Raw genomic sequence first — 20,981 nt, forward strand, 5'->3', positions numbered from 1 at the left:
GTCAGCCAGACGACAATTAAAACGCTTAACTTGCGGCCCCCGCAGCGTTAGGACATTTTTTCCTGATCCATGTCAACAGACCTGACCCTTCACCAGCGCCGCAGGCTGCCCACCACCGACGAGCTGAACAGCATTCCGTGGCTGGCCCTGCTGCGCCCGGAAGAACGGGCGCGCGCCGTGGAAAGTCTGCTGGTCGGCGATGCGGCGGCGGGCGACTATGTGTGCCGTGTCGGCAAGCCGGTGACCTACTGGTTCGGCGTGATCGAGGGGCTGCTCAAGATGAGTTCGGACAATGCCCAGGGCCTGACCATGACCTTTGCCGGCTTGCCGCCCGGCGGCTGGTTTGGCGAAGGCACGACGCTCAAGCGCGAGCCTTACCGCTACAACATCCAGGCGCTGCGCAAAAGCGTGGTGGCGGGCCTACCGATTGAAAGCTTTCACTGGCTGCTCGACCATTCGATTGGCTTCAACCGCTTCGTGATGAACCAGCTCAACGAGCGGCTGGGCCAGTTCATTTCCGCGCGCGAGATCGACCGCATGAACAACCCCGACCTGCGCGTGTCGCGCAGCCTGGCGGCGCTGTTCAATCCGGTGCTCTACCCGGGCGTGGGCGATATCCTGCGCATCACGCAGCAGGAGCTGGCCTACCTGGTCGGCCTGTCGCGCCAGCGCGTCAACGAGTCGCTGCGAACGCTGGAGGCGCAGGGCACGATCCGCGTCGAATACGGCGGCCTGCGGGTGCTGGACATCGCGGCGCTGCGCTGCAGTACGTTTTAAGAAGAAAAATGCCTTTTGCGCATGCTGTACTTGTTTGTGTAGCTACTAAATAAATAGCAATTCATGAGTTAAAGGCAAAAACGTCCAAGGACGTTTTTACGCTTTCTTTATGCGGCGCCGGCGTTCTTCTACCCCGTTTTTACACTCCGAAAGCTAACCTCATTCCATCGTTTTACGTGGGAGAAGGTTGATGGATATTGCTTATGTCGCAGGGCTGTTCCTGCTGTGGGGCTTGACGGCGCTGCTGGTGCTGGGCTTCAAGACACTCGACAAGCCGCACGGAGGCCGCTCATGATCGGCCTTGAAATGCTGTACGGCTTTGGCGGCATCTGCGCCATCCTGCTGCTCGCCTATCTGGTGTACGCGCTGATCTGCGCCGAGGAGTTCTGATGACTGCTTCATCATGGGAACTTCTGGCCTTGTACCTCGGCGCGCTGCTGCTGGCGGCCTGGCCGCTGGGCATCTGGCTGGCGCGCATCAGTTCGGGCCGGCTGCCGGGCTGGATGCAGCGGCTGGAAGCGCCACTCTTGCGCCTGGCGGGTACCTCCGCCGACAAGTCGATGAACTGGTGGCAGTACGCGCTGGCCTTGCTGGCCTTCAATGCCGTGGGCCTGCTGGCGGTTTACGCGCTGCAGCGCCTGCAGGCCGTGCTGCCGCTCAATCCGGCGGGCATGGCGGCCATTTCGCCCGACTCGGCCTTCAACACCGCCATCAGCTTTGTGAGCAACACCAACTGGCAAGGCTATGGCGGCGAATCCAGCATGAGCTACCTGACGCAGATGCTGGCGCTGGCGGTGCAGAACTTTCTGTCTGCGGCCACCGGCATCGCCGTGGTGTTCGCGCTGTTTCGCGGATTTGCCGCGCGCGCCACCGGGGCCATCGGCAACTTCTGGGTCGATGTGACGCGCATCACCGCCTGGCTGCTGCTGCCGCTGTCGCTGGTGTTCGCTTTGTTTCTGGCGGGCAACGGCGTGATCCAGAATTTCGACGCCTACAAGGATGTGGGAACGCTGGAAACCACGAGCTATCAGCAGCCCAAAAATGGCCCTGACGGCCAGCCGCTGAAAGACGCGCAAGGAACTGCGGTCATGGAAGACGCCAAGACCGGCACGCAGACGCTGGCCATGGGTCCGGTGGCGTCGCAGGAAGCCATCAAGATGCTCGGCACCAACGGCGGCGGTTTTTTCAACGCCAATTCCGCCCACCCCTACGAGAACCCGAATGCGCTGACCAATTTCTTCCAGATGCTGGCGATTTTCCTGATTCCGGCAGCGCTGTGCTTTGCCTTTGGCCGCGAGGTCGGCGACCTGCGCCAGGGCTGGGCCGTGCTGGCGGCGATGACCGTGATGTTTGTCATCGCCGTGGTCGCCATCACGCCGGCCGAGCAGGCGGGCAATCCGCTGTTGACGCCCTTGGGCGTTGACCAGGCGGTGAGCACCCTGCAAGCGGGCGGCAACATGGAAGGCAAGGAAACGCGCTTCGGCATCAACGCTTCCAGCCTGTTCGCCGTCATCACCACCGCCGCCTCGTGCGGCGCGGTGATTGCCATGCACGACTCCTTCACGCCGCTGGGCGGCATGGTGCCGATGGTCATGATGCAACTGGGCGAAGTGGTGTTCGGCGGCACCGGCACCGGCCTGTATGGCATGCTGATTTTTGCCATCCTGGCGGTGTTCATCTCGGGGCTGATGATTGGCCGCACGCCGGAATACCTGGGCAAGAAGATCGAGTCGCACGAGATGAAGCTGACCTCGATTGCCATCCTGGTCACGCCGATCCTGGTGCTGGCCGGAACCGCCGTCGCCGTGCTGGCGGGGGCGGGCAGGGCGGGCGTGGCCAATCCCGGCGCGCACGGGTTCTCGGAAATCCTGTATGCCTTGACCTCGGCGGCCAACAACAACGGCAGCGCCTTTGCCGGCCTGTCGGCCAACACACCGTTCTACAACACCTTGCTGGGGCTGGCGATGTGGCTGGGCCGCTTCGGCGTGATCGTTCCGGTGCTGGCGATTGCCGGCAGCCTGGCTGCCAAGAAGCGCCTGCCCGTCACGCCGGGAACCATGCCGACGCATGGCCCGCTGTTCGTGACGCTGCTGATCGGCACCGTGCTGCTGGTCGGCCTGCTCAATTACGTGCCGGCGCTGGCGCTCGGCCCGGTGGTCGAGCACCTGATGCTGTGGCCCGCTCACTGAACCGCAAGGTAGAACCATCATGACAACCAAGAAAAAACCTTTTGTCCTGTTTGATGCGGCGCTGCTCAAGCCGGCGATTGCGGCATCCTTCGCCAAGCTCAGCCCGCGTGTTCAATGGCGCAACCCGGTGATGTTCGTCGTCTATATCGGCAGCATTTTGACGACCCTGCTCGGCCTGCAGGCCTTGCAGGCGCCCGGCGAGGCGCCGGCCGGCTTCATCTTTGCCGTGGCCCTGTGGCTGTGGTTCACCGTGCTGTTCGCCAACTTCGCCGAAGCGCTGGCCGAAGGCCGCAGCAAGGCGCAGGCCGCGTCGCTGCGCAGCCTCAAAAAGAGCACCTGGGCCAAGAAGCTGAAGGAGCCTGTACACGGCGCGACCTGGCTGCCGGAAGAGGCTGAAAACCTGCGCAAGGGCGATGTGGTGTTGATCGAGGCCGGCGACATGGTGCCGCTCGACGGCGAGGTCATCGAAGGCGTGGCCTCGGTCGATGAAAGCGCCATCACCGGCGAATCGGCCCCCGTGGTGCGCGAGTCGGGCGGCGACTTCTCATCGGTCACCGGCGGCACGCGGGTCTTGTCCGACTGGCTGGTGGTGCGCATCTCGGTCAATCCGGGCGAGTCCTTCCTGGACCGCATGATCAGCATGGTCGAAGGCGCCAAGCGCGCCAAGACGCCGAATGAAATCGCGCTGACGATTCTGCTGGTGGCGCTGACCATCGTGTTTTTGATCGTCACGGTGACCCTGCTGCCGTTTTCAATCTTCAGCGTGGCGGCGTCCGGTTCGGGCTCGGTGGTCAGCATCACCGCCCTGATTGCGCTGCTGGTCTGCCTGATTCCGACCACCATAGGCGGACTGCTGTCGGCGGTCGGCGTGGCGGGCATGAGCCGCATGATGCAGGCCAATGTGATCGCCACCTCCGGCCGGGCGGTCGAAGCCGCCGGCGACGTGGATGTGCTGCTGTTAGATAAGACCGGCACCATCACCCACGGCAACCGCCAGGCGTCGAGCTTCTTGCCGGCGCCCGGCGTGACGGAAGTCCAGCTCGCCGTCTGCGCCATGCAGGCGTCGATGGCCGACGAAACGCCCGAGGGCCGCAGCATTGTCACGCTGGCCCAGCGCGCGGGCGCCGCCGAGCCGCTGGTAGGTAGCATGGCCGAGGTTCCGTTCACGGCGCAGACCCGCATGAGCGGCATGGACGTGGGAAAACCCGACGGCGGCACGCGCCAGTTGCGCAAGGGCGCGGTCGATGCCATCCGCAGGCACGTCGAGGCGCTGGGCGGCAGCGTGCCGGCAGAAGTCACGCGCGCCTCCGATGAAGTCTCGCGCCGGGGCAGCACGCCGCTGGCCGTCAGCGATGGCGCGCAGGTTCTTGGCGTGGTGGAACTCAAGGACATCGTCAAGGCCGGCATCAAGGAGCGCTTTGGGGAGCTGCGCCGCATGGGCATCAAGACCGTGATGATCACCGGCGACAACCGGCTCACGGCGGCGGCCATCGCGGCCGAAGCCGGCGTCGATGACTTCCTGGCCGAGGCCACGCCCGAGGACAAGCTCAGGCTGATCCGCCAGTACCAGGCCGAGGGCCGGCTGGTGGCCATGACCGGCGATGGCACCAACGACGCCCCGGCGCTGGCGCAGGCCGACGTGGCGGTCGCCATGAACAGCGGCACGCAGGCCGCCAAGGAAGCCGGCAACATGGTCGATCTGGACTCGAACCCGACCAAGCTGCTGGAGATTGTCGAGACCGGAAAAGCCCTGCTGATGACGCGCGGCTCGCTGACGACGTTTTCGATTGCCAACGACGTGGCCAAGTACTTCGCCATCATTCCGGCGATTTTCGTCACCACTTATCCGCAACTGGCCGCGCTCAACGTGATGCGTCTCGGCAGCCCGTCGTCGGCGATCTTGTCGGCGGTGATCTTCAATGCGCTGATCATCATGTTCCTGATCCCGCTGGCGCTCAAGGGCGTGAAGTACCGCGCCGTGGGCGCCGCCGCCTTGCTGCGGCGCAATCTGCTGATCTACGGCCTGGGCGGGCTGGTCGTGCCCTTCATCGGCATCAAGGCGATTGACCTGCTGCTGGTCGCTTTGCATCTGGCCTGAGCCATTTTGGCAATGAACTGCTACCAATCTCTTGTGCCGTCATTCCCGCGAAGGCGGGAATCCAGTGATAGGCAAGCTGGCCGTGTGCAAAGCGGCACTGGATTCCCGCCTTCGCGGGAATGACGAGGCCATGGACGCGGCCTTCACCAAAATTCCAAAGGAGTCAATCATGAAAAACATTCTTCGCCCCGCACTGGTCCTGTTCTTTATCCTCACGCTGCTGACCGGCGTGGCCTATCCGCTGGCCGTGACTGGCGCGGCGCAACTGCTGTTTCCGGACCAGGCCGCTGGCAGCCTGGTCCTGCGCGACGGCAAGCCGGTCGGCTCCAGCCTGATCGGCCAGAACTTCGCCGACCCCGGCCATTTCTGGGGCCGGCCTTCGGCCACCGGCCCGATGCCTTACAACGCCTCGGCCTCCAGCGGCTCCAACCAGGGGCCGCTGAACCCGGCGCTGGTCGATGCCGTCAAGGGCCGCATCGACGCCTTGCGCGCCGCCGATCCGGGCAATGCCGCCGCCGTTCCGGTCGATCTGGTCACGGCATCGGCCAGCGGACTGGACCCGCACATCAGCCCGGCCGCCGCCAGATACCAGGCCGCGCGCGTGGCCAGGGTGCGCGGGCTGGCGCCCGAAAAGGTTCAGGGCCTGATCGAACAGCAGACCGAACAACCCCTGATGGGTTTTTTAGGCGAGTCGCAAATCAATGTGCTCAGGCTCAATCTTGCGCTGGAGGCTCTTCGTTAAGAGACATCACCATGGCTTATGCCGCTTACTGTGAATCGTTTGGCGCCATTGCAGCTGTCTCCAGCCCACCCTTGCGCGCAGGGCTTGACTGGGCCGTGCTGGATGTCACCGTGCCCAGCCGCGACGCCCTGCGGGTGCGCCGTGCCCTGGTCAACTGCCCGCAGGCCGGCGTCCTGCGCTGCATACCGCAGCTCGATGAGCAACGGGTCAGGCTTGAGATCCGGCTGCCGGCGCATCTGGCGCAAGACGTGATGCAGCGCCTCATGGCCTGTTTGCCCAGCGGCGAGATGGGCCCGCTGATTTCCTGGCGAAGCCATCTGCAGCGGCATGGCTTGAGCCATGAATGTTGATCTTTTACAGGCCTTGTGCGCGCTGACGGTGGTTTTGCTGCCGCTGGCGCTGGCCGGGTTCGTGGTGTGGTGTCAAGGCCGGCGCAGCAAGCAGCGGCTTCGGCGTCGGCAATAGTCGGCGACGCGCTTTACCGCAAGCTGCCGGACCCCATGCGGCGACAATTCGAGGCACCGCACGAAGCTGATCTGGCGTGTGGAGTTTTTGGCCGATTGCATTTTCATTGTCTGGAAGCAGCCCAAGAACATTTCCGTGCAGGAACAACTGCGCTTTGCCATCGGCTGGTGAGACGCACTGCGGTCTTTACGGTTTTTTTGCACCCCCGTGAATGGTTTTATCCCCGTTTTTACGGCGCCCTTTCTATCCTTCTCCTATCGCGCTTTTTTAATGGCGCGTTGGAGTTAACGATGGGCATCCTTTCGATTCTGGCTTTACCGGCCGCAAGCGCCGCGCAACGTGGCTATGCCAAGGGTTTTGTGGGGCAGTATCCGGCTGCGTGCCGCAGTGCAAGCACGCGTTTTGAGCTGATCAGCGTGGTGGTTGCCAGCAAGGACGCCTTGCTGGCCCGCAAGGCTTTGCTGGCCTGCCCGGACACCGCCGTCGTTCGATGCCTGCCGATGCACACAGAGGCCAGGGTCAAACTGGAAATCCGCTTTCCAGCCGGACAGGGCGACGCAGTGATCAACCGGATCGTTGCCAGTGTGCCAAATGGCCAGATCGGCGGCATCGTTGCTTGCGCCAGCGCGAATCCATGGACCGCGCATTAGCCCGCCCTGTAGCATCCCTCTTCATGGCTTATAACCCCGACTCCCGGCCCGATCCCGACCAGCTTCTCGACCAACTCCGGGCGCACGAGGCACGCGCAAGCCGGGGCAGGCTGCGCATCTATTTCGGCGCCAGCGCGGGCGTCGGCAAGACCTACGCCATGCTCAGCGCCGCCCAGCGCGAGCGCAAGGACGGCCGCGACATCGTGGTCGGGGTGATCGAAACCCACGGCCGCAGCGAAACCGCCGAACTGCTGGCCGGGCTGGAGCAGTTGCCGCTGCGCGAGGTCGCCTACCGGGGCCGAACGCTCAGGGAGTTTGACCTGGACGCGGCGCTGGCGCGCAAGCCGGAGGTAGCGCTGGTCGATGAGCTGGCGCACAGCAACGTGGAAGGCTCGCGCCACCCCAAGCGCTGGCAGGACGTGCAGGAGCTGCTGGACGCCGGCATCGACGTCTGGTCGGCCATCAACGTGCAGCACCTGGAAAGCCTCAACGGCACGGTGGGCGCCATCACCGGCATCCGTGTCAACGAAACCGTTCCCGACACCGTGCTCGACGCGGCCGACGAGATCATCCTGGTCGATGTCACGCCCGACGAGCTGACGGCGCGCCTGAAGGCCGGCAAGGTCTATCTGCCGCAGCAGGCCGAGCGCGCAGCGCAAAACTTTTTCCGCAAGGGCAACCTGATCGCGCTGCGCGAGATTGCCCTGCGCCGCACCGCCGAGCATGTCGAGGACGATGTGCGCAGCTACCGGGTCGAAAAATCCATCGCCCCGGTCTGGAACACCGAAGGCGCGCTGCTGGCCTGCATCGGCCCGCATGAAGGCGCCGAGCAGACGGTGCGCACGGCGGCGCGGCTGGCCGGCCAGCTCAACGTGCGCTGGCATGCTGCGTATGTCGAAACCCCGCGCCTGCAGCGGCTCAAGGAGGCCGAGCGCGACCGGATTCTGGCCGTCATCAAGCTGGCCGGCGAACTGGGCGCCGCCACCGCCGTGCTGGCCGCCAGCGATGCGGCCGCCGAACTGGTGGCGCAGGCGCAGGCGCTCAACTGCGCCACGCTGGTCGTCGGGCGGCCCGCGCTGCCGGGCTGGCGAACGCTGTGGAGCGGCCGCAGCATGACGCGCCGGCTGGCCCGGCTGGCGCCCACGCTGGACATCATGGAAGTGGCTGATGCCCGCAGCAGCCGGCGCCTGGCCCCGGCCGTGCCGCGCAGCGACGAAGACGCGGCCAGCGCCTGGAACGGCAGCCTGCCGCGCTATGCCTGGGCGGTGGCCAGCAGCGTGGCCATCACGCTGCTGGCCACGCCGCTGCTCAATGTCTTCGACCTGGCCAACATCGTCATGCTGTTTTTGCTCGGCACGGTGCTGGTGGCGCTGAAGTTCGGGCGCGGCCCGGCGGCGCTGGCGGCGTTTCTCAATGTCGCCGCGTTCGACTATTTTTTCGTCGCGCCGCGCCTGTCGCTGGCGGTCAGCGACGTGCAGTATCTGGTGACGTTCGCCGTCATGCTGGTGGTCGGGTTGCTGACCGGCCAGCTGACGGCGGGCCTGCGTTTCCAGGCGCGCATCTCAAGCAGCCGCGAGCGCCGCGCGCAGTCGCTGTTCGAGCTGACGCGCGATTTGTCGGCGGCCCTGATGCACTCGCAGGTGGCCGAGTTGGGCGAGGCCGCCGTGCAGCGCGACTTCGGCGGGCAGGCGCTGGTGCTGACCACCGATGCCCGGGACCAGCTGGTGCCGCCCGGCCACGCGCCGCCGGGCTTTGACGCCAGCGTGGCCGACTGGGCGTTTCGCCATGCGCAGGCCGCCGGCCTGGCCACATCGACGCTGTCCGCCCAGACCTGGCATTACGTGCCGCTGAAGGCGACCATGCGGGTGCGCGGGGTGCTGGCGCTGCAGCCCGCCAGGCCGCGCTGGCTGTTGATTCCCGAGCAGCTGCAGCAGCTCGACACGCTGGCGCGGCAAATCGCCATCGCGCTGGAGCGCGTGCATTACGTCGATATCGCCCAGCAGGCGGTGGTCGAAATGGAGTCGGAGCGGCTGCGCAACACCCTGCTGGCGGCCCTTTCGCACGATGTGCGCACGCCGCTGACGGCGCTGATCGGGCTGGCCGAGTCGCTGCAGCGCTCGCAGCCGCCGCTGGCGCCGCAGCAGGCCGGCATGGCGCAGGCGATGACGCAGCAGGCGCGCCAGCTCAATGCGCTGGTGAGCAACCTGCTCGACATGGCGCGCTTGCAGAACGGCGCGGTCAGCCTGCACCGCGAATGGCAGTCGGTCGAGGAGGTGGCCGGTTCGGCGATTCGCGCCGCCCAGCCGGCCCTGAACGGCCGGACAGTGCGGACCGACATCGCGCCGGACTTGCCACTGGTCGAATTTGACGCGGTGCTGATGGAGCGCGTGCTGGTCAACCTGCTGGAAAACGCCGCCAAGTACGGCGCGCCGCCGTTTGAAATCCAGGCCCGGGCGGCGCCCGACAGCCTGGTCTTGAGCGTGCGCGACCATGGACCGGGGCTGCCGCCCGCGCTGCGCGGCCGCGAGGCCGAACTGTTCGAGAAATTCACCCGGGGCCAGAGCGAGTCCGCCACGCCGGGCGTCGGGCTGGGGCTGGCGATTTGCAAGGCCATCGTCGATGCGCATCGCGGAAAGATCGTGGCCGGCAATGCCCAAGGCGGCGGCGCGCAGTTCACCATCACGCTGCCGCGCAGTTCGCCGCCCGAGCCGGCGCCCGAATAAACTCGGCCGATGGTTACTCCCGTTGTTGTCATCATTGAAGACGAGCCGCAGATTCGCCGCTTTGTCCGTAGCGCGCTGGAGGCCGAGGGCTGGCAGGTGTTCGAGGCCGGCACGGCCAGACAAGGATTGACCGAAGCCGGCACCCGCAAGCCCGACCTGCTGGTGCTCGACCTGGGCTTGCCAGACGGCGACGGGCTGGACCTGATCCGCGACGTGCGCGGCTGGTCGGGCGTTCCCATCATCGTGCTGTCGGCGCGCAGCGACGAGGCCGACAAGATTGCCGCGCTGGACGCCGGCGCCGACGACTACCTGACCAAGCCGTTTGGCGTCGGCGAACTGCTGGCCCGCGTGCGCGCCAACCTGCGCCGGCCGCGCGCCGCCGCCGCCGATGGGACCGTGGCGGAGGAGGCCGACCCGGTGTTCCGCTTCGGCCAGGTCGAGGTGGACCGGCAGGCGCGGCTGGTGCGCCGCGCTGGCGCGGAGGTTCACCTGACGCCCATCGAATACCGGCTGCTGAGCGTGCTGATCGCCAACGCCGGCCGGGTGCTGACGCACCGCCAGCTGCTGCGCGAAGTGTGGGGTCCGTCGCATGCCGGGCAAAGCCACTACCTGCGCATCTACATGGGCCACCTGCGGCAAAAGCTGGAGCTTGACCCGGCCCAGCCGCAGCACCTGCTGACGGAAACCGCCGTGGGCTACCGGCTGGTCACCTGAAATTCAAGTAAAACAGGCCGTTTGCGCATGTCCTGTATGCGCAAGCTGCTATGAATTCAGGAGTAAACGATTCAGCCTTCCAGTCCCTTGGAAGTGGCTGAAAATAGCTTTCGTATTTTTCTCCATGCGTCTTGAAATCCACACCGTCATTCCCGCGAAGGCGGGAATCCAGTCATCGTACAAAAGCCGGGCGTCCTGCGCGCACCGCACTGGATTCCCGCCTTCGCGGGAATGACGAATGGACGTTATTGCTCGCTAAATCCCCTCAGCCAAACACATAGCGCAGTCCGAACCAGATCCGCCGGGGTGCGCCTGGCGCGTAGAAGGTGGACTGGCGCACCGGGAAGCCGTCGGCCGCTGATCCTCCCAAGGGGCGGGCGGCAAAGTTCCCGCTGGCATCAAACCCCGTCGGACTCAGCAGGGCGGCGGTGCTGTACTGCGTGTCAAAGACGTTGTCGAGCTGCGCCGTGAACTGCAGCCTGGGCGTCATGCGGTAGCCGGCGCCCAGGTTGAACACCGCGTAGCCGGCGCTGCGGCCGGAACCCAGGTAATAGGTGCCGTCGGGCCGGTGGCCGTTGTTCTCGTTGCCGCGCGCCAGCGCGCCCGACATGGCCACCATGCTGGCGTTGAGCGTGAAGGCGGGCGACACCTCGTAGTCGGCGAACAGCTTGAGCATCTGGCGCGGAATCAAGGGGATGCGGTCGCCGGGCCGGATGCTGATGGCGCCGTTCAGCCCCGGCGAGCCGGCGCTGGCCGTGTCATTGCTGCTGTTGCTGCTGCCGTTGACGGTTTCGGCGCTCTGGTAAGTGGCATCGAGCAGCGTGTATTGCGCGCCCAGGTTGAGCTTGCCGACCTGGCCGCTCAGGCCCAGCTCCAGCCCCTGGCGGCGCGTCTTGCCGAAATTCTTGAAGTAGCCAAAACCGGCCTGGTTGTCGGCCACGAACAGGATGTCGTCATGGTTTGTGGCACGAAACACGCCGGCGTTCCATTGCACGCTGCCCGCCGCCGTGCCGCGCAGGCCGGCTTCCACGGTGCGCGTGACGACCTGCCTGAGCGGCGGGTCGCCCGCCATGGCGTTGGGCAGCTTGCAGGGCTGGTCCGGGTTAGCGCAGCCGAGTTCGATGGCCGTCGGCGCGCGGCTGCTTTCGCTGTAGCCGGCGTAGGCATTGAGGTTTTTTGCCGGGGTGTAGGTCAGGCCGATGGCCGGGTTCAGGCGTGAAAAGCGGTGGTCGCCGCTGAGCGAGGCGCTGTCGCCGTCGGCATGGATCTGGTCGCGGTTCTTGACCGAGGTGGTGTTGTAGCGGCCCGAGAGCGTCAGGTGCAGATTGTCCTGCAGCGACAGCGTGTCGCTGGCGAACACGCTCCAGGTCTTGATGCGGCCGGTCAGGTCAACCCGCGTGTCATACGGCTCGCCGTCCACGTCGCCGCCGCTGACGCCGTCGCCAAAGGCATTGACGCCGGTGATGCTGCGGTCCGGGTTCAGGTAGCCCAGCTGCGAGGACTGCGCAAAGCTCACCCGGCTGGCGTCGTAGCCCGCACCTAGCACGAACTGGTTGCGCTTGCCGGCCAGGTCGCCCAGCCAGGTCAGCTGGCCGGACAGGCCGTAGTTCTGCTGCGCCGTCTGCGTGCGGTTGATCAGGCCGTTGCATTTCTCGGCAGGCTCGTCGTTGAGCAGCGCCTGCCCAATGCAGCGCCACTTGGGAAACGGCGTGTTCGCGGCATTCGCGCCGCTGGCCGGAAAGCCGCTGTAGCCGGCCGTCGCCAGCGCCGCGCGTTCTGCCGCGCTCGGCTGGTACACCGACTGGTCCAGCGAGTCCTCGTTGATGTCGCCGTTGTAGGTCGAGGTCTTGATGTCGCGGTAGTAGGCATTGCCGGAGAACAGCAGGCTGTCATTGACTGAATGGCTGACCGCCAGATTGAGCAGCGTGGAGCGGTTCTGCGTGATGTCGGGCTTGGTGTACACGCTGCTGCGGCTGGCCGCCAGCAAACCCTGCTCCTGCAGGCCGTTGCCGTTCAGCTGGTTGTCGGCGTGGGCCAGCGTCAGCTTGAGGTCGGTGCCGCCGCTCTGCCAGCCGAGCTTGCCGAACAGCTGGCGCACGTCGGACGGCGAGTCGTCGCGCCAGCCGCGTTCCCTGAACACATTGGCGTCCACATACCAGTTCAGCCCCTTGTCGTTGAAGCCGCCATGCTCGAACTCGACGGCGCGGCGTGCGTTGCTGCCCAGCGTGGTCTGCAGCGAGGTGCCCGGATTGCTTTTGCCGTCCTTGGTCTGCACCGACAGCGCGCCGCCCAGCGTATTGAGGCCAAACAGCGGGTTCGAGCCCGGCATCAGCGTCATCGACGCAATCGCGCCGCGCGGAATCAGGTCCCAGCTCACCACGTCGCCAAAGGGCTGGTTCATGCGAACGCCGTCCATGTACACCGACAGGCCCTGCGGCGTGCCCAGCAGCGGCGAGGCCGTGTAGCCGCGGTAGCTGACATCGAGCTGGAAGGGGTTGCCCTGCATCTCGTTGACATGCACGCTGCCCAGCCGGCGGTTCATGAACTCGCCCAGCTCCAGCGCGCCGCTGGCCTCTATGTCGCGGCGGGTGGCGCTTTGCACCGGCGCGGCGATTTCGTTGCGTGGCTGGCCGATGCCCGGCAGCGGCGTGGAGCCGATGACCTCGACGGTGGACAGCGCCGGTTCCTGCTGCGCCTGGGCATGGAGGTTGAATGCGGCCGCGAGCGCCAGCGCGAGGGCCGTGCGGGGCCAGCGTTGCCGCCCGTGGTGAACAACTGAATGGGGCATGGGGTCTCCTGTTTTTAATGAATGGCGTTTGCGTTGCCGGTGCACGGGTCCGGGCTGGCGCAGCGCTGCAACTATAGGCAGGCGCCTGCCGCAAGCCTCGGGATTTGCGCCCTCAAAACCCGGGAAAAATTCCCGGCGTCCGTTTTTTTGCGTGGTACGAAACCTGCAGTAAACGCTGATGACTTGGACAGGGGCGGACGATGGATCTCAGGCGACGGTTGGTGGGTTATCTCGGGATGCTGCTGCTGGGGCTGATGGTCATGGCCGTGCTGGTCAGCCTGCGCTCCCTGCGCAGCGATGTCACCACCGAGGTCGCCGCCTCGGAACAACTGGTCAGGGTGCTGCTCGATACCGGGCGTATCGAGCGCGACCTGCCGCCTGCCGAGGCCGCTGCGCGCCTGCAGGCGATCCTGGACAGCGGCCCGCTGCGCCATCTGAGCGTCAGCAGCGGCACGGCGCCTGCCGCTGAACACAGCGCTTCGCAGGCCGGCTGGCTGGCCGGCGTGCTCGGCCTCGCGCCGGCCAGCGGCGCCGGCCAGCTGATCCGCGTCGGCGAGCAGTTACTGCGCATCGCGCCCAACCCGGCCTCGGAAATCGAGGAGCGCATGGGCGACACTGTTCATCTTTGTATGACGCTGCTGCTCTTTTCTGGAGCAACCCTGCTGGTCGCCTGGTGGTCGGCTGATCGCGCGCTGACGCCGGTGCGCGAACTGCAGGCCGGGCTGCAACGCCTGGCGCGCGGCGAACCGGCGGCGGGCCTGCCGGCTTTTGCGCTGCGCGAATTCAGCCAGGTCGCCGCTGCCATCGACGCGCTGGCCGCCGCGCTGTCGAGTTCGCGCGCAGCGCAGCGGCAACTGGCGCGCCAGCTGATCCAGGTGCAGGAAGATGAACGCCGCGCGCTGGCCAGGGAACTGCATGACGAGATGGGCCAGACACTGACGGCCATCGGCGTCACCGCCGCCTATCTGGAGCGCCATGCCGGGCAACTGGCGGCCGGGCAGATCGTCGAATGCGCGCAGGATCTGCGCCGCGATGTCCGCACCAGCCGCGAGCAGCTGCGCGGCATGCTCAAGCGGCTGCGGCCGCACGGCCTGGACGGGCCGGGACTGGCCAGCGCCCTGCGAGAACTGCTTGCCAGCTGGCAGCAGCGCGCCTGCGCCATCAGCTTTCGGTTCGAGATGCCGGCCAGGCTGCCGCCGCTGGGCGAGGACGCCGGGCTGGTGCTCTACCGCGTGGTGCAGGAGGCATTGACCAATGTGGTCCGGCACAGCGGCGCCACCCGCTGCCGGGTGAAGATCGAGGCGCACGCCGGGACGCTGAGGCTGCGCATCGAGGATGACGGCTGCGGCCTGGCGCCCGGTGGCCCGCATCGCGGCGGCGGCCTGCTGGGGATAGAGGAACGGCTGGACATGGTGGGCGGGCGCCTGGCGCTGGAGCCGGCGCAGCCGACGGGCCTGTCGCTTCAAGTCGTCATTCCACTGACCGAAACACAAGCGAATGAGGAGCAGGAATGATTCAGATTATTCTGGTCGATGACCACGCCGTCGTGAGGACCGGCTACCGCCGGCTGCTCGATGCCGAGCCGGGCCTGCGGGTCGTGGGCGAAGCCGCCAGGGCCGATGAAGCCAACGCGCTGGTGCTGCGCACCGCCCCCGATGTGGCGCTGGTGGACCTGAGCCTGCGCGGCAGCAGCGGCATCGAGGCGATACGCGGCATGCTGGCCCGCCGCCCCGCGCTGAAAGTGCTGGTGCTGTCCATGCACGAGGACGCCGGCCACATCACCCAGGCGCTGCGCAGCGGCGCGCATGGCTACCTGACCAAGCATTGCGAGCCCGAGGAGGTGATCGACGGCATCCGCCGCATTGCCCTTGGCAAGCGCGTGTTCTCGCCGGAAGTCGCGCAGATCCTTGCCGAAGAGGCGCAGGGCGGCGAGGGCGCATTCGCCCATCTCACCCCACGGGAGTTCGAGGTGCTGCGCCTGCGTGTGCAGGGCGGATCGGCCAGCGACATTGCCAGCTCGATGCAGCTCAGCCCGAAAACCATCCTCAACTACCTCACGCTGATCCGGCAAAAGCTCGATGTCGAGAATGATTTCAAACTGCTCCAGCTCGCTGCGCGCCACGGTCTCATGACCCTGCATCCCACTGAGGCCTGAGGTTGCGAGGTGCGTCTATCGGCCTTAAGGCGTTGGCGCCATCGCGCCGCAGGCCTGCCGGGCCGCCAGCGCCTGCTTCAGCTCGCGTTCCACGCGGCGCTTTTCACCGGCGCCGAGCTGCGTGGCGACCTCGACCCGCAGCGGGCTGCAGCACAGCCACAGGCGGTCCTTGCGCGGGCCGCCCCGCTCCAGGTGCGCCCAGGCCGGATTCATGCGGTAGTGCCAGGTATCCAGGCCGCGCACCACCTCGATGGCCAGTTGGCCTTCCGGGCTGAAGCTGATCTGCTCGCCATCGGCCGCATGCAGCATGTAACCCACGAACAGCGCTCCGGCCACGGTGATCTCCAGCAGGCTCCACAGCGGAATCAGCCACAGGCCGTGCCAGCCGAAGGGCAGGGCAATCGCTGCGCTGAACACCGCCAGCGCGGCATAGGCCTGCAGCAGCTGGCCGGGCGTCAACGCGCAGCGCCGCTTCAAGCGCCACCGGAGCGCGTCTTCAACGGGGCTTGGGGCGGGCGTGCAGGCGGTTGTCAATGGGCGGGCCATCGGCCAGAAAATACACCGGCGCCCAGCCAAAAGCAAACTCAACCCTGCTGGCGACGCTGTTGAAACCGGCCAGCCGCAGCGGGTGGCCGGCAGGGCGGCGCGGCAGGCCGCAATGATCTGTCCCGGCCGTCCTAAAATACCCCAGCCATGTCCGAACACACTCCCCCCAAACCTCCTGCCTCCGGCGCCGTGCGCGTTCGCTCCCAGCCGGCCGATGCCGGCGCCCCCGCGCCGACCGTGCGCCTGAACAAACGCATGGCCGACCTCGGCCTGTGCTCGCGCCGCGAAGCCGACGACTGGATTGCCCGGGGCTGGGTGCGCGTCAACGGCGCGCCCGCCGTGATGGGCCAGCCGGTGGCCGCCAACGCGCGCATCGAAGTCGCCCGCGAAGCCGAGCAGCAGCAGCGCCAGCAGGTCACCATCCTGATCAACAAGCCAGTCGGCTACGTCAGCGGCCAGGCCGAGGACGGCCACGAGCCGGCGGTGGTGCTGGTGCAGCCCGAAAACCGCTGGCGCGAATGCAACAGCCGCATGCGCTGGGGCTTCGAGCAGCTGCGCGGCCTGGCGCCGGCCGGCCGGCTCGACATCGACTCGATTGGCCTCCTGGTGCTGACGCAGGACGGCCGCGTGGCGCGCCAGCTCATCGGCGAAGACTCGGACATGGAAAAAGAGTACCTGGTGCGCGTGAGCTACGGCGCCGAAAACGTCAACGTGCAGGCCGCGTTTCCGCGCGAAAAGCTGGCCCTGCTGTGCCACGGCCTGAGCCTGGACGGCCAGCTGCTCCGCCCCGCGCAGGTCAGCTGGCAAAACCCCGAGCAGCTGCGCTTCGTGCTCAAGGAAGGCAAGAAGCGCCAGATCCGCCGCATGTGCGAGCAGGTCGGCCTGTTCGTGACCGGCCTGAAGCGCGTGCGCATCGGTCGCGTCAACCTGGGCCACCTGCCGATTGGCCAGTGGCGCTACCTGATGCCGCACGAGCAGTTCTGAGCCGGATTTTTAATAAAATAGACATCTTTCGCTTGTGCAATGGTCATTTGTGGCTATGTAATTAATAGCAATTCGGCTACTGAAAGGCACCGCCCAAGCAGTCGTTGCTTGCGCAGCGCGGCTTAGCGCTCGCGCTGAACCGCGAAATCCACGGTGGTCAGCTGGCGTACCTGCAGCGTGGTGTGGACCGGGTCGCGCAGCACCGGGCTCCACGGCAGCGGCACATTGTCCGGCGATATCTCGATCAGGTGCTCGCCGGCTGCCACGGCCGGGAATTCGTAGCGGCCCTGGGCGTCGGTGCGCGTCACGAAGCGCCGGTCCAGCATGATCGTGACTCCCGGCACGCCCGCCTCGGAGGCCTCGCGCCGGCCGTTCGCATCCGCATCGAAAAAAACCGTGCCGCCAAGGGTGCCGGCGCCGCTTCCCGGCAGGCCGCCCAGCGGCGCCCGCGCCGAACCGGCGCGGCCTTCGTAGCTCAGCAGCAGTTGCACGCTGCGGCTGGTTGGCGTGGCGGCCACCGTGGGCAGCGTCGCGGCGGTGAGGGCCGAGACCACCAGTGCCGACAGCGGTTCCTGGCCGCGCGTCTGGGTATAGCGAAGCGCCAGCGACCAGCCGGAAGCTGACAGCCAGCGCGCCCCAATATTGGCGTTCAGCGACTTGGCCCCGTCACTGCGCTGGGCGCCACGAAGCGCCGCATCGAGCGACCATTGCGACACGGGCGACACCGAGCCCAGCAGGCCCCATATCCATCCGGTGCCGGGCGCCGTCCCGCCTGCAACGCGCTCCCATGCCAGCGAGGTGTTCAATGAGGCCGGGAAAATCACCGGCCAGCCCTGGTCAACCCCGAAGCGGGTGGTGCGGCTGCCGCCGGTGTTGGCAAAGTCGCTGCGCCACTGGGTCTGCCCCCAGTCAGACGTTTGGTCCCAGCTCAGCAGCAGCGCCTGGCCGGGGCTGGTGATGGCGCGCAGGTTCAGCGCGGCGCCTATCGAATTGCGGGTGTCCAGGCGATAGCGGCCATTGAGGTTGAGGAAGGCGCTGCGCCCCGTGGACAGGCTGCCCGGCCCCGCGCGGCTCACGCTGTCGCTGAGTTCCGTCGCGAACCCGGCCTGCCACTGGCGCGTGCTGGTGTCGGCTTGCCAGTACGCGCCCTGCAGGTCGCTGGCCAGAACAGCAGTGCCCCAGCGCAAATTGGGCTCGAAACGGAACACCCCGGCGGTGTTGCGCCAGCGCTCGGTTCGCCATGCGGCGTCCGCCCACAAGCCAAGGGCGTCACCGCTGCGCGAGGAGGTGCTTCGCACGGCATTGCCCTGCAATCGCAGGCCGCCCTGGCGTTCGCTGACGGGCGTTGATCCGGGCGCCAGGCTTTCGGCCCAGGGTGCCGCACCCTCCCAGGCCGTGGCCGCGAAGAAGGCGCGGGTGTCTTGCGCGCTGCCAGAGCCGGCGCCCTCGGTGATGCCGCGCCCGTCGAACACCTGAAACGCCGCATTGCCGCGTGTGCCGGCAGTGCCCGTTGGCAACCGGAACTGGCCGCCTGCCGAGGCGACCCGGCCGCCGGAGGGCTGAAAGCCCGCCAGGTCCAGTCCGTTAAACAGGCCGGTGCGGCCTGCGGCCGCGTTCAGGTCGATGGCGTCGCCCTGGTACCACTGCCCGCCGAGTCCCCGGATGGGCGTGGTGGGCAGAAAAACCCGGCCAATGCCGCGCGCCAGCGAGGTGCTGCCGGTGTTGATGTCGCCCGCGCCGTGGTTGGCGCGCCAGCCAGCGTCCAGCGGCATCGCGCGCTGGTCGATGCGCCAGGTGCTGGCCTTCAGCCCGCTGACGGTTTCATCCGCGCGTTGCTGGGTGAGGTTGGCATTGATCGACAGGGCGCCGTGGTCGGGCGTGTCCAGAAAGCCGCCCACGCCGACGGCGCGCGAGAGGGTCGTGCTCGCGCCGCGCTGCGAGAACACGGAGGCGTCCACCCGCAAGCTGCGCGGCCAGCCGGTGGCGTTGTACTCGCCGGCGGCGGGCTCAAGGTCGTCTTCGGGCAGGGCGGAGGGGGCCATCACGCGGTCAACATACGGCGCGTCGGAGGTGGACGGATTGGCTCCTTGCGCCAGCACGGCTGTGGCCGCACTGGCGGCCAGGCCCGCCAGTGCGGTGCGCAGCCAGGCTGAACGCGTGGCAACCCGGGGGCGCACCGGCCGGGCGGCTCCCTTCATGGCGCGAAGCGCTGATCCAGGTTTTCCGTCTGGCCTTTGCCCCACTCCAGCTTGCCGCGCACCGTCACCGGAAACTTCACCTCTACTTCGGTGTCGGTGTCTCCGGGGCGCGTGGCAATGAGCGCTACGCTGCGCGTCTCGCCGGCCAGGATGGGCAGTGAACTCGGCGCGAATTCCAGCGTTTTTCCGGAGGCGTCGGTACCCGACAGGAATCCGCCCAGCCGGCCGTGGGCCGCGCCGCTGTTGTGTATTTTCAGTACCGGCGTGGCTTTGCCGTTGACCAGCTGCACGCTCGATCCCGTCACGCTGAGTGCCGGCGCGGCACCGCCCAGGGCCACGTACACCACCACGCCGAGCCGGGCTGAAAATGGAATGGCCGGGCCGCCCTTGGCGCGGCTGACTTGCTCTTCACCTTCGAGCATGATGGCAAAGCGGCACTCGCCGGGTGGTGCGTCAGCGGGCGGGCTGATTTCGAAGCGGAAGCGATGCGGGCGTCCGCCAGAAACGGAGAGGTCGCGGCGCTCAATGGCCACCCAGGGGCGGCAGCTTCCCGGCTGCAACTCGTCATGGAAAATGACCGAGTTGTCTTCGCTCAGTGACCAGTCGGCTGTTTTTGTGCTAAGAACGGTGGCCTCGGGCGAGGCATTGGTGATTTCAAGCACCTGGCGGCTGCGTTCACCGGCTTTGAGTTCAAGCTCGAAACGCGGCGGCGAGACGGCCAGTGCAAATTCGCCAGCCAGCGCATGCGGTATGCCGCACAGGGTAAAAAGCGCCAGGGTGGCCGTCGTGCGCCAGCGACGGGCTGCTGAATACGGGCGTGTCATGGGGTATCTACCTCGAAATAAAACTGCAGGGATTGCTGCGAAGTCAGCGCCCGGCCATCGGTCCTGAGCGTGAGGTCCAGGGTTTCTTCCAGTGAGGCGACATTGGCCACACCTTCAAAAACAAGCACGCGCCCGCCGGAGCGCAAGGCGCCGGGCATCAGGCGGCCTTGCGTGCGCCAGGTCGCGTAAATGGGCTCTGCGGTTGCGGGGGCCAGCGCCATGTAAAGCCGCACCGGCTGGTTGAGCCAACGCGCCAGGTTCAGGCGCAGCCCGACGCGCACGCTGGCCTCCACCGAATTGTCGGCGCCGCGTCCCGGCACCAGTTGCTTCCAGCGCATCTGCACGAGGCCCTGGCTGACGATGGTGCCGCTGTCATCGACCCGGCTGGTGGCCGGGCTTGCAGCGCCGCACCACAGCAAGGCAGCGGCAAGGATGATGGCCAGGGGTGGCCCCGGAAATCGTGGGGTGCGGGACTTCATTCAGGGCGCTGTCAGGGTGTAGCTGACCCGGCCGTTGAAGGTTCCGGCGGGCACCAGTTGGGCATTGGCGTAGTTGAACTGCAGGCAGCTTTCAAACCAGGTGTTGCGCGCGACGCTCAGCAGGGTCTGCGTCGCACCGCCCACGAAGGTGCCGCTCGGGATGGTGGCCGTGGGATCGCCATTGCCGCCAGAAATCCAGGAGATCGTATTGAAGGCAATCGTGTTGCCGGCGCCGCTGACCAGCGTGCTGGGTGCGGTGACGGTGAGGGTGGCGTTCGATGCGGCGCCTGGCGTGCGGTAAAAACCGCCGACGTAAACCTGCGAGGGCACCGAGCAAAAGACAAAGCTGTCGTAAGGGCTGATGGTGACGGTGCTGTTGGTGGTCATGGCGCGCGTTCCGGCGCCCAGGCTGGCTGCTGGAACGGTCACGGAAACGCTGTTGATCGTTGCATTGTTGCCGGGAACTCCCCCTGAATCGAAGCGCCCGCCGCCGCCGGTCATGGTCCCCGCACCCACCTGCAGGTAAAGGGACCGGGTTCCGGCGGAGATGCTCACGACAAAGGCGTGGCTGGAAGCAGCCGCGAGTGCAACAGTGAGCACGGCGGTCGTGCGCAGGGCCGTAAAAATGGGTTGCCATGGCCGGATCATC

19 protein-coding genes are annotated in these 20,981 nt (G+C 66.8%); 13 read left to right on the forward strand and 6 right to left on the reverse strand.

Annotation, left to right across the window (positions count from 1 at the left end; all coding sequences use genetic code 11):
- Positions 1-69 precede the first annotated feature (69 nt).
- The 10 genes from ABLV49_RS03100 (at position 70) to kdpE (ending at position 10,358) form a co-directional block, all read left to right on the forward strand.
- Positions 70-777, forward strand: a complete 708-nt coding sequence (locus ABLV49_RS03100; protein WP_349280140.1) for a Crp/Fnr family transcriptional regulator — start codon at positions 70-72, stop codon at positions 775-777.
- Positions 778-1,068: 291 nt separating this feature from the next.
- Positions 1,069-1,167 (forward strand): potassium-transporting ATPase subunit F, encoded by a 99-nt coding sequence (locus tag ABLV49_RS03105; protein ID WP_349280141.1) that lies wholly within the window; start codon positions 1,069-1,071, stop codon positions 1,165-1,167.
- A complete protein-coding gene (kdpA, locus tag ABLV49_RS03110) occupies positions 1,167-2,966 on the forward strand; it encodes a potassium-transporting ATPase subunit KdpA (RefSeq protein ID WP_349280142.1) in 1,800 nt (599 codons plus the stop codon). The genes ABLV49_RS03105 and kdpA overlap by 1 nt, the downstream gene beginning before the upstream one ends.
- Before the next feature lie 19 nt (positions 2,967-2,985).
- Positions 2,986-5,064: a potassium-transporting ATPase subunit KdpB gene (gene kdpB / locus ABLV49_RS03115; RefSeq protein WP_349280143.1), complete on the forward strand. Its 2,079-nt coding sequence runs from the start codon at positions 2,986-2,988 to the stop codon at positions 5,062-5,064.
- 169 nt (positions 5,065-5,233) lie between these two features.
- Positions 5,234-5,806: a potassium-transporting ATPase subunit KdpC gene (kdpC, locus tag ABLV49_RS03120; protein WP_349280144.1), complete on the forward strand. Its 573-nt coding sequence runs from the start codon at positions 5,234-5,236 to the stop codon at positions 5,804-5,806.
- An 11-nt stretch (positions 5,807-5,817) separates the two neighbouring features.
- Positions 5,818-6,156 (forward strand): hypothetical protein, encoded by a 339-nt coding sequence (locus tag ABLV49_RS03125; protein WP_349280145.1) that lies wholly within the window; start codon positions 5,818-5,820, stop codon positions 6,154-6,156.
- Positions 6,146-6,271, forward strand: coding sequence for a hypothetical protein (locus ABLV49_RS03130; RefSeq protein WP_349280146.1), 126 nt, complete (start codon positions 6,146-6,148; stop codon positions 6,269-6,271). The genes ABLV49_RS03125 and ABLV49_RS03130 overlap by 11 nt, the downstream gene beginning before the upstream one ends.
- Before the next feature lie 35 nt (positions 6,272-6,306).
- On the forward strand, positions 6,307-6,921 hold the full coding sequence (locus ABLV49_RS03135) for a hypothetical protein (RefSeq protein ID WP_349280147.1): 615 nt from the start codon (positions 6,307-6,309) through the stop codon (positions 6,919-6,921).
- A 23-nt stretch (positions 6,922-6,944) separates the two neighbouring features.
- Complete coding sequence (locus ABLV49_RS03140; RefSeq protein WP_349280148.1) at positions 6,945-9,644, forward strand: DUF4118 domain-containing protein; 2,700 nt, start codon at positions 6,945-6,947, stop codon at positions 9,642-9,644.
- Positions 9,645-9,653: 9 nt separating this feature from the next.
- Positions 9,654-10,358, forward strand: coding sequence for a two-component system response regulator KdpE (gene kdpE, locus ABLV49_RS03145; protein WP_349280149.1), 705 nt, complete (start codon positions 9,654-9,656; stop codon positions 10,356-10,358).
- A 265-nt stretch (positions 10,359-10,623) separates the two neighbouring features.
- Here the strand turns inward: kdpE and ABLV49_RS03150 are convergent, their stop codons facing one another.
- Positions 10,624-13,146 (reverse strand): TonB-dependent receptor, encoded by a 2,523-nt coding sequence (locus ABLV49_RS03150; RefSeq protein WP_349280150.1) that lies wholly within the window; start codon positions 13,144-13,146, stop codon positions 10,624-10,626.
- A 221-nt stretch (positions 13,147-13,367) separates the two neighbouring features.
- Between ABLV49_RS03150 and ABLV49_RS03155 the strand changes: the two genes are divergently transcribed.
- Positions 13,368-14,660: a sensor histidine kinase gene (locus ABLV49_RS03155; protein ID WP_349280151.1), complete on the forward strand. Its 1,293-nt coding sequence runs from the start codon at positions 13,368-13,370 to the stop codon at positions 14,658-14,660.
- Complete coding sequence (locus tag ABLV49_RS03160) at positions 14,657-15,301, forward strand: response regulator transcription factor (RefSeq protein WP_349280152.1); 645 nt, start codon at positions 14,657-14,659, stop codon at positions 15,299-15,301. Before ABLV49_RS03155 ends, ABLV49_RS03160 begins: the two co-directional genes overlap by 4 nt.
- Before the next feature lie 24 nt (positions 15,302-15,325).
- On the opposite strand, the gene ABLV49_RS03165 is transcribed toward ABLV49_RS03160, so the two are convergent.
- A complete protein-coding gene (locus ABLV49_RS03165) occupies positions 15,326-15,835 on the reverse strand; it encodes a DUF2244 domain-containing protein (protein ID WP_349280153.1) in 510 nt (169 codons plus the stop codon).
- 159 nt (positions 15,836-15,994) lie between these two features.
- Between ABLV49_RS03165 and ABLV49_RS03170 the strand changes: the two genes are divergently transcribed.
- The gene (locus ABLV49_RS03170; RefSeq protein ID WP_349280154.1) at positions 15,995-16,831 is read left to right on the forward strand and encodes a pseudouridine synthase; all 837 of its coding nucleotides are present in this window, start codon (positions 15,995-15,997) and stop codon (positions 16,829-16,831) included.
- Positions 16,832-16,953: 122 nt separating this feature from the next.
- Here ABLV49_RS03170 and ABLV49_RS03175 read toward each other — a convergent pair whose 3' ends face one another.
- From ABLV49_RS03175 to ABLV49_RS03190, 4 genes are read right to left on the reverse strand one after another with little or no spacing between them, the layout of a single operon-like run.
- Positions 16,954-19,029 carry an SdrD B-like domain-containing protein gene (locus tag ABLV49_RS03175; protein WP_349280155.1) on the reverse strand — a complete coding sequence of 692 codons (2,076 nt, stop codon included), beginning with the start codon at positions 19,027-19,029 and terminating at the stop codon, positions 16,954-16,956.
- Entirely contained in the window at positions 19,026-19,853 is an 828-nt protein-coding gene (locus tag ABLV49_RS03180) for a COG1470 family protein (protein WP_349280156.1), read from the reverse strand. The genes ABLV49_RS03175 and ABLV49_RS03180 overlap by 4 nt, the downstream gene beginning before the upstream one ends.
- Positions 19,850-20,332: a hypothetical protein gene (locus ABLV49_RS03185; RefSeq protein WP_349280157.1), complete on the reverse strand. Its 483-nt coding sequence runs from the start codon at positions 20,330-20,332 to the stop codon at positions 19,850-19,852. The genes ABLV49_RS03180 and ABLV49_RS03185 overlap by 4 nt, the downstream gene beginning before the upstream one ends.
- The gene (locus ABLV49_RS03190; protein ID WP_349280158.1) at positions 20,333-20,980 is read right to left on the reverse strand and encodes a hypothetical protein; all 648 of its coding nucleotides are present in this window, start codon (positions 20,978-20,980) and stop codon (positions 20,333-20,335) included.
- Position 20,981 lies beyond the last annotated feature (1 nt).

This window comes from Polaromonas hydrogenivorans (assembly GCF_040105105.1).
Taxonomy (GTDB): Bacteria; Pseudomonadota; Gammaproteobacteria; order Burkholderiales; family Burkholderiaceae_C; genus Polaromonas; species Polaromonas hydrogenivorans.

What these genes read in the sequence shown, in the direction of transcription:
- ABLV49_RS03100 (WP_349280140.1), top strand. Translation starts at nt 70, where the DNA reads ATGTCAACAGACCTGACCCTTCACCAGCGCCGCAGGCTGCCCACCACC.
- ABLV49_RS03105 (WP_349280141.1), top strand. Translation starts at nt 1,069, where the DNA reads ATGATCGGCCTTGAAATGCTGTACGGCTTTGGCGGCATCTGCGCCATC.
- kdpA (WP_349280142.1), top strand. Translation starts at nt 1,167, where the DNA reads ATGACTGCTTCATCATGGGAACTTCTGGCCTTGTACCTCGGCGCGCTG.
- kdpB (WP_349280143.1), top strand. Translation starts at nt 2,986, where the DNA reads ATGACAACCAAGAAAAAACCTTTTGTCCTGTTTGATGCGGCGCTGCTC.
- kdpC (WP_349280144.1), top strand. Translation starts at nt 5,234, where the DNA reads ATGAAAAACATTCTTCGCCCCGCACTGGTCCTGTTCTTTATCCTCACG.
- ABLV49_RS03125 (WP_349280145.1), top strand. Translation starts at nt 5,818, where the DNA reads ATGGCTTATGCCGCTTACTGTGAATCGTTTGGCGCCATTGCAGCTGTC.
- ABLV49_RS03130 (WP_349280146.1), top strand. Translation starts at nt 6,146, where the DNA reads ATGAATGTTGATCTTTTACAGGCCTTGTGCGCGCTGACGGTGGTTTTG.
- ABLV49_RS03135 (WP_349280147.1), top strand. Translation starts at nt 6,307, where the DNA reads ATGCGGCGACAATTCGAGGCACCGCACGAAGCTGATCTGGCGTGTGGA.
- ABLV49_RS03140 (WP_349280148.1), top strand. Translation starts at nt 6,945, where the DNA reads ATGGCTTATAACCCCGACTCCCGGCCCGATCCCGACCAGCTTCTCGAC.
- kdpE (WP_349280149.1), top strand. Translation starts at nt 9,654, where the DNA reads ATGGTTACTCCCGTTGTTGTCATCATTGAAGACGAGCCGCAGATTCGC.
- ABLV49_RS03150 (WP_349280150.1), bottom strand. Translation starts at nt 13,146, where the DNA reads ATGCCCCATTCAGTTGTTCACCACGGGCGGCAACGCTGGCCCCGCACG.
- ABLV49_RS03160 (WP_349280152.1), top strand. Translation starts at nt 14,657, where the DNA reads ATGATTCAGATTATTCTGGTCGATGACCACGCCGTCGTGAGGACCGGC.
- ABLV49_RS03170 (WP_349280154.1), top strand. Translation starts at nt 15,995, where the DNA reads ATGTCCGAACACACTCCCCCCAAACCTCCTGCCTCCGGCGCCGTGCGC.
- ABLV49_RS03175 (WP_349280155.1), bottom strand. Translation starts at nt 19,029, where the DNA reads ATGAAGGGAGCCGCCCGGCCGGTGCGCCCCCGGGTTGCCACGCGTTCA.
- ABLV49_RS03180 (WP_349280156.1), bottom strand. Translation starts at nt 19,853, where the DNA reads ATGACACGCCCGTATTCAGCAGCCCGTCGCTGGCGCACGACGGCCACC.
- ABLV49_RS03185 (WP_349280157.1), bottom strand. Translation starts at nt 20,332, where the DNA reads ATGAAGTCCCGCACCCCACGATTTCCGGGGCCACCCCTGGCCATCATC.
- ABLV49_RS03190 (WP_349280158.1), bottom strand. Translation starts at nt 20,980, where the DNA reads ATGATCCGGCCATGGCAACCCATTTTTACGGCCCTGCGCACGACCGCC.